The sequence below is a fragment of the Crystallibacter permensis genome (assembly GCF_025960875.1).
GTDB lineage: Bacteria > Actinomycetota > Actinomycetes > Actinomycetales > Micrococcaceae > Crystallibacter > Crystallibacter permensis.
Genome location: NZ_JAODLR010000002.1, coordinates 25,627 through 38,039, shown reverse-complemented (window position 1 = coordinate 38,039; position 12,413 = coordinate 25,627). Strand labels below are relative to the sequence as shown.

The window sequence follows — 12,413 nt, the reverse complement described above, 5'->3', positions numbered from 1 at the left end:
CGCCGCGGGCTTGCTGGCTTCAGGCGACCACGATGGGGCTGCTGGCGCGACGCACGCCTTGCGCGACGATGTCGGTGAAGAACCGCAGATGTTCCTCGGCCATGCGTGCCGCGCTGAAATAGGTCTCAGTCACCTGGCGGCACCGTCGTCTGTCCAGGCTATCCGCCTGCTGTAGTGCCGCGGCGAGCTGGTGGTTTCCGCGGCGCAGGAATCCCGTTACGCCGTCCTCGATGATTTCCGGGGCGGAGCCGCGCAGGGTGGCGATGACCGGCGTACCCGTGGCCATGGCTTCGATCATGACCATGCCGAAGGGCTCGGGCCACTGGATGGGGTTCAGCAGGGCGATCGAGCTGCCCAGCAGCTCGTACTTCTCCGGGGCCGTCAGCTCGCCCAGGAATTCGATGGGCGGCTTCAGCTGCGGCCTGATGGCGGCGTCGAAAAAGTCGCGCTCTTGGTTTTCCATCACCCTTGCGGCGATGCGCAGCGGAACCCCGGCTTCGCGGGCTATCTCGATCGCCTGCAAGGGGCCTTTGTCCGGATGCATCCTTCCGAGGAAACATGCATAGCCGCCGTCGCCGTCTCCCAGCGGAACAGTGGACGCGTCGATGCCATGATGGATGACCTGGCGGACCGAAACTTCAGGAGCCGAGACCGCCTGATGCCGCGAGATGGCGATCAGTGGCGTGTGGGTTGCGATGGCGCGGTAGACAGTGCGGAACGCTCCCGTCAAGGGGCCGTGGGCGGTGGTAACCAGCGGGATGCCCGGCGGCCGGTGGCGCGACAAAGGCCCGGCGAGCGTATGGTCGTGGATGATATCGACGCCGTCCAACGCCTCATGGGCCAGGACCACATGGGTCAGTTCGTCCACGGCCGCTCCCAAGGTGCTGATCTGCCGCGCGGGCAGTCCGCAAGCTTTCGGTACCGGGCAACCGCTGTCTTCGGCGGCCACCAGAGTGACCTCATGGCCAGCGGACATGAACTCCCGGGCCAGGGAATCGATGACGGCCTCGATGCCCCCGTAGCCGCACGGCGGGACAGCGATCCATGGTGGGGCGACAATGCCGATGCGCATGTGGTGCTCCTGCGCTAGTTCCCGGTGTTGGTTACGTAGACGTCCAGCAGATCTGCCAGCGGCTTGCGCGGTTTTCGGTGCAGCTGGATGGATTCCGGAATGCCATCCACCTGGGTCTGGCCGTCGGCCACGGTCACGGAAATGCGGGCCCCTGCCAGCGGCAGGTTGGTGACGTGGAGAGGTCCCAGCTCCGCCGGAATCTGCGGTGCCAGCCACAATCCGTTGTGTGTCATGCACGGATCGAACCTCAGCAGCACCCGCATGAGATGTACGGGCGCGGCCGCGGCCCAGGCCTGCGGCGAGCAGGATGTCGGATAGGCCACCGGCACCGGATAGGTTTCCCGGTCCAGTCCGCAGAACAGCTCCGGCAGCCGCCCGCCGAACTGGGTAGCCGCGTTAAACAGGGCCAGGGCAATACGAGTCGCCTCGTCCATGAAGCCGTAGCGCATCAGGCCGGCGGCGATGAGCGCGTTGTCATGTGGCCACACGGATCCGTTGTGGTAGCTGGCCGGGTTGTAGGCACCCATATCCGACCCCAAAGTACGTACGCCCCAGCCGCAGAACATTTCGGGGGACATCAGCCGCCGGGCCACCAGCGGCGCCTTGTCATTGTCCACGATCCCGCTCCATAGGCAGTGCCCCATGTTGGAAGCGCAGGAGTCCACCGGGCGCTTATCGTGGTCCAGGGCGATGGCGAAGTAGCCGCGGTCCTCGAGCCAGAACCGGTCGTTGAATGCCGTTTTCAGGTCGGCCGCCCGGGAGCCCCAGTGGGCCGCCAACTCATCGTCGCCGGCACTCTGTGCCATTAGTGCCCGGCTGATGTAGGCCGCATAGACGTAGCCCTGGACCTCGCACAAGGCGATCGGAGGCGAGGCGAGCCTACCGTCGGCGAAATTGACCCCGTCCCAGGAATCCTTCCAGCCCTGATTCAACAGGCCCTTGTCGGTGGCCCTCGCGTACTCCACGAACCCGTCGCCGTCGATGTCGCCGTACTGCGTGATCCAATCCAGGGCCCTGTCGACGGCGGGCAGGAGGGATCCTTTGACCTCGGGCCAGAAGCCCCAGCGGGTCAGCTCGCCCGCCAGCGTGACGAACAGCGGCGTCGCGTCGACAGATCCGTAGTAAGCGTTGTCGCCGCCGAGCAGCTGTCCGGCACTGGCTCCGAAGCGGACTTCGTGGAGAATCTTTCCGGGCTGCTCCTCACTGCGCGGGTCCACCTCGGTGCCTTGCCGCTCGGCCAAGGTCTGCAATGTGCCGAGGGCCAGTGACGGATCAAGGGGCAGAGTCATGAAGGATGTCAGCAGTGAATCCCTACCGAAGAGCGCCATGAACCATGGCGATCCTGCCGCCACCACAACGCGGCCGGGATGATCCGGGTCGAAAATGCGCAGGGACCCTAGGTCGGCCTGGCTCTGTTCGAGCACTTTTTCGAAGTCCTTGTTTTCCATCCGGGCCAGCGGAACGTTCCTGCGCCATTCCATCAGCCGTTCCTCCGGCAGGGTCGAATGCACCTGCTGGCGTGGGTTGACGAGGTCTTCCACGGAACGGTTCCGGTCCATATCGGGCAGGGCCGTGAATGATCCAGTCCATGTCTGCTGTGGGGGGATCACAACGCTGTAACTGATGTGGTTTCCCGCAATCTCGGCGCCCTCAGCGGCCACGACTATTCTGGCGGTGATCGGCAGCCCCTCGGATTCGATGATCAGGTTGTCCGTGTGCCGCTCGGCCGGCTGGGAGTGGGCAACCTCCTTTAATCCCGCTTTCACCTCGAACAGGTCGGCGAAATCCGCGCCGATGGTCAGCTGGACCTGGCAGGCCGCCGGTTCCCGGGAGTGGTTGGAGACGGTCACATCCTCGTGGACCCCGTGGTTCAGGCTCCGCCGGCGCTCGACCAGCAGATTGCTGTCGGCGAGACCGTCCGTCCGCTCGGCCCGGCCGATAAAGATGGCGCGGTAAGGGTCGTAAAGGATGGCTTCCAGCGGCTCGACCGGCCGGCCGTTGACGGACAGGGACCAGGTTGAGATGAACCGCGTGTCACGGTAGAAGAATCCGTGCGGCCGTTCCGGGTTCATATCCCCGTTGGCGAAGGAGATACAGAAGGACGTTCCCTGCAGGAGGGTCACGGCGCCTTCGCCGGCAGAACCGGCGGTGTTTTCTTCACTCCACCCGGTCATGACAGGGCCATTCCGTACGCCCGGGCTGTGAAACGTCTATCCCCTGGGAGCCGGATCAAGTAGGCCGAATGAACAATCACGCGCAACTTGCCGTCCACAGCATGCTCCGTTGCCAGGTAGGTTTCCGCTACCCCCACTATCATGGAAGCACCAAAACCGACCGGTGGAAAGACCTTCGCTGAAAGTCGGAAAAGCCCCGTTCAGGAGGCGCCCGAACGGCGGCCGCGCCGCGAGGCGCGGCCGCCGTCCGGCCCGTAAATCCGTTAATAACTCAGTTCGCGGCGTCGATCAGGGCAGACCGGATCAGGAACCGTTTGCCTTCCGGAGCCTCCACCGAGAAGCCGCTGCCGCGGCCGGCGACCACATCTACCGTCAGATGGGTGTGCTGCCAGTAGGCGAACTGTTCCCGCGACATCCAGAAGTCGATCGAACCGCACTCGGGCAACTCGAAGACCCCCATCAGCACATCCGCTTCGGCGGTGATGAACTCGCCGGCCGGATAGCACATGGGCGAGGAGCCGTCGCAGCAGCCGCCTGACTGGTGGAACATGAGCGGCCCGTGGATTCCCCACAGCTTCTGCAGCAGTTCCACCGCGGCCGGTGTCAGCGCTACCCGGGAGAAGTCTTCCCCGGGTATCGCTACCGCAGCGTCGAGATTGACGAGGTCGGCCATGTTTAGAAGAAACCGAGCTTGTTCTCGTCATAGCTGACCAGCAAGTTCTTGGTCTGCTGGTAGTGGTCGAGCATCATGGTGTGGTTCTCGCGGCCGATGCCGGAGGACTTGTAGCCGCCGAAGGCTGCCCCGGCCGGGTAGGCGTGGTAGTTGTTGACCCACACCCGGCCGGCTTGGATTTCGCGGCCGGCGCGGTAGGCCACGTTGCCGTTGCGGGACCAGACGCCGGCGCCCAGGCCGTAGAGCGTGTCGTTGGCGATCTGAAGCGCCTCGGAGTAGTCGTTGAACCGGGTGACGGAGACCACCGGACCGAAGATCTCCTCCTGGAAGATACGCATGTCGTTGGTGCCCTCGAAGATGGTCGGCTTGACGTAGTAGCCCTCGGCCAGGTCGCCGTCGAGGATGTTCCGCTCGCCGCCGGTGAGGAGCTTCGCGCCTTCCTGCTTGCCGATGTCCATGTAGGAGAGGATTTTTTCCAGTTGGTCGTTGGAGGCCTGCGCGCCGATCTGGGTGGCGGTGTCCAGCGGGTTGCCCTGGATGATCTTCTCCGTGCGGGCCAGCGCGTCCGCCATGAACGAGTCGTAGATGGAGCCCTGGACCAGCGCGCGGGAAGGACAGGTGCAGACCTCGCCCTGGTTGAAGGCAAAGAGGGTGAAGCCTTCGAGTGCCTTGTCGTAGAACGCGTCGTTTTCGGCCGCGACGTCGGAGAAGAAGATGTTCGGGCTCTTGCCGCCGAGTTCCAGCGTGACCGGAATCAGGTTCTGGCTGGCGTACTGGCTGATCAGCCGGCCGGTGGTGGTCTCGCCGGTGAACGCGATCTTGCGGATCCGCGGGCTCGAGGCCAGCGGTTTGCCGGCCTCGACGCCGAAGCCGTTGACCACGTTGAGCACGCCGGGCGGCAGGATGTCGGCGAGCAGTTCCATCAGCACCAGGATGGACGCCGGAGTCTGCTCCGCAGGTTTAAGGACGACGGCGTTTCCGGCCGCCAGCGCGGGGGCCAGCTTCCAGACGGCCATCAGGATCGGGAAGTTCCAGGGGATGATCTGGCCGACCACGCCGAGCGGCTCATGGTAGTGGTAAGCGGTGGTGTCATCGTCGAGCTGGGAGAGCCGGCCTTCCTGCGCCCGGATGGCGGAGGCGAAGTAGCGGAAGTGGTCCGCGGCCAGCGGGATGTCGGCGGCGAGGGTCTCGCGCACGGCCTTGCCGTTGTCCCAGGTCTCGGCGACGGCGAGCATCTCAAGGTTGTCCTCGATCCGGTCCGCAATCCGGTTCAGCACCGAGGCGCGCTCGGCCACCGAGGCTTTGCCCCAGCCCGGGGCCGCCTTGTGCGCTGCGTCGAGGGCCAGATCGATGTCTTCGGCGGTGCCGCGGGCTACTTCACAAAAGGGCTTGCCGGTCACCGGGGAGATGTTCTCGAAGTACTGGCCCTTGGCCGGGGCAACCCATTCGCCGCCGATCCAGTTCTCGTAGCGCGGCTTGAAGCTGACCTTCGAACCATCCTGGCCTGGCTGTGCGTAAACAGTCATTGCTAACTCCTTCAGCGTGGTTTGAGCGCGTCATCGTCGACTCCCGCTCATGATCCACAGCCTAGGCGGCGCAACGTTGCACCAAGGTTGCACGGTGGATCGGCCGGTAACTGGCGGTGCGGGCTGCCACGACGCTGGGAGCCCGTTACTCCGGCCGGCGCGGGGTCCCGGCCGGGTGTCCCGCCGCCGAACCGGGCGTTCCCGCTGCCGGTTCTCCCCAGCCGGCGACAGGCTGCGGCCGGGCGAAGAAGAGCGTCACTACGGCACCGGCCAGCGCCACCGCCGCCGGCAGCAGGAGGGACTGGGCCATCGCCGTCGAAAAACCTGCATGCAGGAAGTCCGGCAGGACCGCTGCGCCGGCCTCGGCCTGGGCGCCGGAAACAGTGGCACCGCGCGGCAGTTCCTCGGCGAGCCGGGCCTGCATCAGGGCCGCGATGGAGGCGCTGCCCAGTACCGCGCCGATTTGGCGGGTGGTGTTGTAAACGCCGGAACCGGCCCCGGCGTCGGCCGGCCGCAGGTTCCTGGTGGCGGTGGTGGACATGGGGCCCCACACGCAGGCGTTGGCCAGTCCCAGCACCGCGGCGGGCAGCAGGAGCAGGCCCACCGCCGTCGTCGGTGTCATGAGCAGGGCGTACCAGATAAGGCCGCTGGCCATGAACACCAGCCCCGCTGTTGCGAAGTACTTTGGATTGACCCTGTCGATGGTTTGGCCGACCAGCGGCGCCAGCGCGGCGGAGATGATGGCGGTGGGCGCGAGCATGAGCGCCGACTGGGTGGGGGTGAGGCCGCGGACGCTTTGGAAGAAGAAGATCAACGGCAGGGACATGCAGGTGACGGCGAAACCGACCGTGGTGATGCCGCCGTTGGCCAACGAGAAATTGCGGTCCCGGAAAATCTTCAGGGGCAGCAGCGGTTCCTTCCGGTTCCGGGACTGCCACACGACGAACCCGGCCAGGAAGAGGATCCCGGCGAGGATGAGGCTCCAGACGGTGATCGGCCCGGCGATCGTTGACCAGTGGTAGGTTTCGCCTTGCTGGATGCCGAAGACGAGCAGGAACATTCCGGCGGCGCTGAGCAGCACGCCGGCGAGATCAAAGGTGTGCGTATGCGTGGGCAGGGCAGGGACAAAGCGCCAAGCCATCAGGAAGCCCAGCAGACCCACCGGGATGTTGACGAAGAAAATCCACTCCCAGCCCAGCGAGTCCACCAGCAATCCGCCGAGGATGGGACCAGTCAGCGCGGCCAGTCCGGCCACCGCGCCCCACATTCCCATCGCGGCTCCGCGCCGGTCCGGCGGGAAGATCCGCGTGATGACGGCCATGGTCTGCGGCGTCATCATGGAGGCTCCGACCCCTTGGAAGACGCGTGCCAGGATCAGCATCTGGATGTCGTTGGCGAAACCGCACCAGGCCGACGCCGACGTGAATAGGACGAGCCCGGTCAAGTACAGGTTCTTCGGCCCAAAGCGGTCGCCGAGCCGGCCGGTGATCAGCAGCGGAACGGCATAGGCCAGCAGGTAGGCACTGGTCACCCAGATGACCGAGTTGATGTCGGTCTGCAGGCCGCACATGATCGCAGGGTTGGCCACCGAGACAATCGTGGTGTCCACCAGGATCATGAAGAACCCGATGACCAGTGACCAGAGCGCGGGCCAGGGGCGGCTGACGTTATCCACCGCTGGAACTTACCACGGCTCAGCGCAGTTCGGCCTCGAGCCGTTCAAGATGGGCGACGACGGCGGTGCGCCTCGGCGAGCGCGCCGGCAGCACGCGCAGGGCACTGAGCCAGGCCTCGGCGTCGTACTCTGCTTCCGGCAGTTGCAGGTAACGCAGCAGCGTTTCCGCGGAGGCATCGCTGAGCACGGCCTCGCGGAGGTTCGCACTGACCTCCTCGCGGAAGCGCACGATGCCGGGGGCCTCCGAATTGGGCAGCAAGGCACCTTGGTAAATGTTCAGGGCCAGGCGGTGGGCACCGCGCTGCAGGTAGTTGAGGACCTGGCGGGCATCGAGGATCAGCTCCTGCGGCAGCCGGTACGGCCGGGACTGCGGAACCGCGTTCGGGTTGGCCGAGCCGATGAGTTTGCGCAGCCGGACCATTTCGGCCCGCAGGGTGGTGCTCTGGGCATCCGCATAGAGCAGGTCGGCGAGTGCGTCGGCGGTCAAACCGCGCGGATGCAGGGCGAGCAGCGTGAGGATCTCCGTGTGGCGCAGGGACAGGTCCAGCGTGATGCCCTCCAGGCTTAGCTGGCCCTGTTCCCGGCCGGTGATGGAAAGCGTGTTGCTGTAGAGCCGGGGCCGCGAGGTCCGTCCCGGGGCCTGAGCCTTGCGCAGCGGCTTGGCTGTGGCTGTGGGATGTGCCTGCCCGCGCTGCAGGCGTTCGATGCGCAGCTGTGCCTCTGCCGCGGCGACCGTGGCCTGGACCAGGGAGAGCGTGTGCGGCGCGACAGCCTCCTCGCGGCCGGTGATGTCCACGACGCCGAGCACGGCGCCCGAATCAGGATCGCGGACCGGGACGGCCGTGCAGCTCCACGGGTGGACAATGCGGCTGAAGTGCTCGGCCCCGGAGATCTGCACCCCGCGGCCCAGCGCCAGTGCGGTGCCCGGGGCGCTGGTGCCCACGGTTCCTTCGGACCAGTCCGCGCCGGCGATGAAGGTCATTTTCTCGGCCTGGCGCTTCAGCCTGGCATCCCCGTCCACCCAGAGCAGCCGGCCGTTCTCGTCGCCGACCGCTACCAGCATTCCCGTGTCATGGCTGGGCAACACCAGGAGGCGGTGGATGACGGGCATGATCGCCGCCAGCGGGTGGCTCAGCCGGTACTCCTCCAGATCCTCGTCCACCAGGTCCACCCGTGCCAGCGCGTCTTCCGGGTCCGGGACCATCGTCATGGAGCGTTCCCAGGATTCGCGCACTACCTGCCGCAGGCCGGACAGCGTGGCGGTGCCGGCGCGGGGCATCCTGCGGACCGCATCGTCGAGGAGTTCGTGGGCAGCGTAGGCCTGTTGCTGGACGGGCCCTGCGGTCGATCGGACGTGGGAATGCACCATTGCTCCACTCGTTAAGTTCGGCCACCGGGGATTCAGGGTTCAGGACAGCTCAAGAAGATTAGGTGGCGTGCCTCACAGTCTATCCAACGGCGCAAGCCGCACTCCGCCGTCGTTCTCTGCCTGCAGCGCCATGGTGAAGCCAGTCCCGCCCGTAGCGTCCGCTCATGCCTGGACGAGCCGCAGCGGGAGGGAGTCCCAGCCCTTGAGCGTGTTGTGCAGGTACGGCACGGGCTCGCCGGCCAGCTCAAGGCGCTCCACGTGCTCGGCGAGCCAGCCGAGCACCACTTCCATTTCCAGCCGCGTGATGGGTTGGCCGACGCAACGGTGGATGCCGTTGCCGAAGGCGATCATGCTGGCCGCATCGCGCTCGATCCGGAACTCGCCGGCGTCCGGCCCGAACTGCGCCGTATCCCGGTTGGCGGATCCGAGGAAAAGCACAATCTTCGTGCCGGCCGGAATCGGAATGCCGCGGAATACCGTGTCGGCGCCGGTGGTGCGGAAGAAGGACTGGAACGGCGAATCGAACCGGAGCACCTCGTCGATGGCGAACTTCACCAGCCGCGGATTCTGCCGGAGCTTGGCCCACTCGTCCGGGTGCTCGGCCAGGAGCTTCAGTGCGTTGCCGAGACCGATCACGGTGGTATCCAGCCCCGCGGAGAGCAGCGCCCGGACCAGCAGCGGCGCCGCCTCCGCACTGATGTCCCCGGCATGAGCGCGGTCCCATAGCTGCGCGCCGAGGCCACCGGGTGCCAGCTTGGCGCGGGCCGTGTGGTCCATGACCCATTCGAAGGTGCCGGCACCCTGGGAGATGAAGTGCTGCTGGCGTTCGTCCTCCGGGCCGAAGTAGCTGAAACTCATGGCACCCTGGCTGATCAGGTTTTCCGCCCGGCCTTCGCGCGGAATGCCCACCGCATCGCCGAACACCCGGAGGGGATAGACCTGCGCCAGGTCTAGGATGCCGTCGATCTCCCCGCGCTCCAGCAGTTGCGGCAACAGCTGCGCGGCGAAGTCCTCGAACCCGGCGCGCAACACACGCGTGCCCTTGGGCGAGATGACCGAGGCCATAGCCTTGCGCAGCTGCGTGTGGACCGGCGGGTCCGAATCCAGGATGCCCTGTGGTTTCCAGGACGGCTCCTTGTGCAGGTTCTTCGGCCCCACACCGGCACCGTTGACGAACGTCTGGTGGTCCGCCAGGATATCCCGGCATTCCTCGTAGCGGGCGAACGCCAGCACGTTGTACTTCTGCAGGTAAACCGCCGGCCCGGCCGCACGCATCCGCTCGAACAGTGGATACGGATCCGCCAGGTTCCCGTCCGAATACGGATCATCGCCCAGCACCTGGACACCCGGGTACGCCAGCACTTCGGTCACATCGGCCTCACTTTCTCTGCAGTCCTGCTGACAAGTTATCGTCCAAACGCCCCGATCACTAGCGGCAACCGCCCCATGTTGATAACTAACGACGTCGGCCGCCACCCGCCGTCGTTAGCTTGCCGCCGTTCAACGCCGCGACCGGATTCAATGTCCCAACTGTCCTACCGCTTAAGTAGAGTGGTTCCATTGCGTGACCGCGGTCACGTAGGCGGCCGGCGATCCCGGTCCGCCCACGGGCCGCGGCAATCCGAATCGGAAGGAAGTGTCAGTGAAGGCGCTGTTCAAGTCCGGGCCACAGGCCGGCTTCGAGCTCGTTGACCGTCCCGAGCCGCGAACCGGCGAGGGCGACGTCAAGATCAAAGTAGTGACCACCGGAATCTGCGGGACGGACCTGCACATCCAGGCGTGGGACCCGTGGGCGCAGGAGAACATTCCCACGCCGCTGATCCCCGGGCACGAGTTCTACGGCGAGGTGGTCGAAACCGGCAGCCTGGTCCGGGACGTCCAGATGGGGGACCTGGTCTCCGGCGAGGGGCATATTGTCTGCGGTACCTGCCGCAACTGCCGCGCCGGGCGGCGCCAGATGTGCATCCGGACCGTCAGCGTCGGGGTCCAGCGGGACGGGGCCTTCGCCGAGTACGTGGTGATTCCGGAGACCAACGTCTGGGTGCACCGCGATCCGTCCATCACCCCGGAGCTCGGCGCCATTTTCGATCCGTTCGGCAACGCGGTCCACACCGCCCTGAGCTTCCCGCTGGTCGGCGAGGACGTGCTGATCACGGGGGCCGGGCCGATCGGGCTCATGGCGATCGCCGTTGCCCGCCACGCCGGGGCCCGCAACATCGCCATTACGGACATTTCCGCATCCCGGCTGGACCTGGCCAAGCGGATGGGCGCGGACATGACCATTGACGTCAGCCATGAACGGATGGCCGAGGCCCAGGAGCAACTGCGCCTGACCGAGGGCTTCGACGTCGGGCTGGAGATGTCCGGACGGGCCAGCGCGCTGCGGGAAATGATCGACAACATGACCCACGGCGGGCGGATCGCGCTGCTGGGACTGCCCACCGAAGACATCGCCATCAACTGGGGCAAGGTGGTCACGCACATGCTCACGCTCAAGGGCATCTACGGGCGGGAAATGTTCGAAACCTGGTACGCGATGAGTGCCATGCTGCAATCGAACCCGGTGCTGCACGAGGCCATTTCGGGAGTCATCACGGACGTGCTGCCGGCTGCCGAGTGGGAACGGGGCTTCGAAACCGCCCGCCACGGCACCGGCGGCAAGGTTGTCCTCGACTGGAGAAGGATCTAAGGAGCTTCGCATGTACTCTGCCCTCAAGGACCAGCTGGCCGCGGAACTGGACGAACTCCGCGCCGCCGGATTGTTCAAAGCCGAACGCCGGATCAGCTCACCGCAGTCCAGCCACATCACTGCCGGCAGCCTGGACGGCCCGGCCCGCCAGGTGCTCAACTTCTGCGCCAACAACTACCTCGGCCTGGCCGACCACCCGGACATGATTGCGGCGGCCAAGTCGGCGCTGGACGAGCGAGGCTTCGGCATGGCCAGCGTGCGCTTCATCTGCGGCACGCAGGACCTTCATCTGGAGCTCGAACGCCGGGTCTCGGAATTCCTCGGCACGCAGGACACCATCCTGTTCTCCTCCTGCTTCGATGCGAACGGCGGCGTCTTCGAGTCCCTGTTCGGTCCGGAAGACGCGATCATTTCGGACGCGCTGAACCACGCGTCCATCATCGACGGCATCCGACTCTCCAAGGCGGCCCGGTTCCGCTACGCCAACCGGGACATGGCGGAGCTGGAAGCCAGGCTGCAGGAAACCGCGGCAATGAACGACGGCGGCGGGGCACGTCGCCGGATCATCGTCACCGACGGCGTCTTCTCCATGGACGGCTACCTCGCCCCGCTCCCGGACATTTGCGCGCTCGCCGAGCAGTACGATGCGCTGGTCATGGTGGATGACTCGCACGCCGTTGGCTTCATGGGCGCCACCGGTGCCGGTACGCCTGAGCACACCGGTGTGTCGGACCGGGTGGATATCTACACCGGGACCTTCGGCAAAGCCCTGGGCGGCGCCTCCGGCGGCTACGTTTCGGGGCGCGCGGAGATCGTGGCGGTGCTCCGGCAGCGGGCCCGGCCGTACCTCTTCTCCAACTCGGTGGCCCCGGCGATTGTCGCCGCCACGCTCCGGGCGCTGGAGCTGGTGCGCGAATCTGCTGAGCTGCGCTCCCGGCTGCAGGAGAACGCGGCGCTCTTCCGCCGCCGCATGGCCGATGAAGGGTTCGAGCTGCTGGCCGGAGAGCACGCGATTATCCCGGTGATGTTCCACGACGCCGTGCTGGCGGGAAAGGTGGCGGAACAGATGCTGGCACACGGCGTCTACGTGACAGCCTTCAGCTATCCGGTGGTTCCCCAAGGCGCCGCCCGGATCCGCGTCCAGCTTTCGGCCGCCCACAGTACAGACGACGTCGAAGCGTGCGTGCGCGCGTTCATCGCCTCGCGTGATGCAGTAGGCAGGTAGGCCGGGGAGC

9 protein-coding genes are annotated in these 12,413 nt (G+C 66.1%); 2 read left to right on the top strand and 7 right to left on the bottom strand.

Features of this window, described 5'->3' with window-relative positions; all coding sequences use genetic code 11:
- Positions 1 to 19: 19 nt before the first annotated feature.
- The 7 genes from B0G38_RS02660 to B0G38_RS02630 all read right to left on the bottom strand — a co-directional run bounded on the left by B0G38_RS02660 (position 20) and on the right by B0G38_RS02630 (position 9,860).
- Positions 20 to 1,072, bottom strand: a complete 1,053-nt coding sequence (locus B0G38_RS02660) for a glycosyltransferase family 4 protein (RefSeq protein ID WP_264668011.1) — start codon at positions 1,070 to 1,072, stop codon at positions 20 to 22.
- A gap of 14 nt (positions 1,073 to 1,086) precedes the next feature.
- Positions 1,087 to 3,246: an amylo-alpha-1,6-glucosidase gene (locus B0G38_RS02655; protein WP_264668010.1), complete on the bottom strand. Its 2,160-nt coding sequence runs from the start codon at positions 3,244 to 3,246 to the stop codon at positions 1,087 to 1,089.
- Positions 3,247 to 3,517: 271 nt separating this feature from the next.
- Positions 3,518 to 3,919: a DUF779 domain-containing protein gene (locus tag B0G38_RS02650; protein WP_264668009.1), complete on the bottom strand. Its 402-nt coding sequence runs from the start codon at positions 3,917 to 3,919 to the stop codon at positions 3,518 to 3,520.
- 2 nt (positions 3,920 to 3,921) lie between these two features.
- Positions 3,922 to 5,445, bottom strand: a complete 1,524-nt coding sequence (exaC, locus tag B0G38_RS02645; protein ID WP_264668008.1) for an acetaldehyde dehydrogenase ExaC — start codon at positions 5,443 to 5,445, stop codon at positions 3,922 to 3,924.
- Between the two features lie 145 nt (positions 5,446 to 5,590).
- Positions 5,591 to 7,120 carry a DHA2 family efflux MFS transporter permease subunit gene (locus B0G38_RS02640; RefSeq protein WP_264668007.1) on the bottom strand — a complete coding sequence of 510 codons (1,530 nt, stop codon included), beginning with the start codon at positions 7,118 to 7,120 and terminating at the stop codon, positions 5,591 to 5,593.
- Between the two features lie 19 nt (positions 7,121 to 7,139).
- Positions 7,140 to 8,489: a helix-turn-helix domain-containing protein gene (locus B0G38_RS02635; RefSeq protein WP_264668006.1), complete on the bottom strand. Its 1,350-nt coding sequence runs from the start codon at positions 8,487 to 8,489 to the stop codon at positions 7,140 to 7,142.
- Positions 8,490 to 8,651: 162 nt separating this feature from the next.
- Positions 8,652 to 9,860 (bottom strand): cytochrome P450, encoded by a 1,209-nt coding sequence (locus tag B0G38_RS02630; RefSeq protein ID WP_264668005.1) that lies wholly within the window; start codon positions 9,858 to 9,860, stop codon positions 8,652 to 8,654.
- A gap of 271 nt (positions 9,861 to 10,131) precedes the next feature.
- Here B0G38_RS02630 and tdh point away from each other — a divergent pair, with 271 nt between their 5' ends.
- Both tdh and B0G38_RS02620 read left to right on the top strand, forming a co-directional pair.
- Positions 10,132 to 11,178 (top strand): L-threonine 3-dehydrogenase, encoded by a 1,047-nt coding sequence (gene tdh / locus B0G38_RS02625; protein WP_169994915.1) that lies wholly within the window; start codon positions 10,132 to 10,134, stop codon positions 11,176 to 11,178.
- A 10-nt stretch (positions 11,179 to 11,188) separates the two neighbouring features.
- Complete coding sequence (locus B0G38_RS02620; RefSeq protein WP_264668004.1) at positions 11,189 to 12,403, top strand: glycine C-acetyltransferase; 1,215 nt, start codon at positions 11,189 to 11,191, stop codon at positions 12,401 to 12,403.
- Positions 12,404 to 12,413 lie beyond the last annotated feature (10 nt).

Excerpts from the sequence above, each read along its gene's own strand:
- B0G38_RS02660 (WP_264668011.1), bottom strand. The coding sequence starts at position 1,072 with ATGCGCATCGGCATTGTCGCCCCACCATGGATCGCTGTCCCGCCGTGC.
- B0G38_RS02655 (WP_264668010.1), bottom strand. The coding sequence starts at position 3,246 with ATGACCGGGTGGAGTGAAGAAAACACCGCCGGTTCTGCCGGCGAAGGC.
- B0G38_RS02650 (WP_264668009.1), bottom strand. The coding sequence starts at position 3,919 with ATGGCCGACCTCGTCAATCTCGACGCTGCGGTAGCGATACCCGGGGAA.
- exaC (WP_264668008.1), bottom strand. The coding sequence starts at position 5,445 with ATGACTGTTTACGCACAGCCAGGCCAGGATGGTTCGAAGGTCAGCTTC.
- B0G38_RS02635 (WP_264668006.1), bottom strand. The coding sequence starts at position 8,489 with ATGGTGCATTCCCACGTCCGATCGACCGCAGGGCCCGTCCAGCAACAG.
- B0G38_RS02620 (WP_264668004.1), top strand. The coding sequence starts at position 11,189 with ATGTACTCTGCCCTCAAGGACCAGCTGGCCGCGGAACTGGACGAACTC.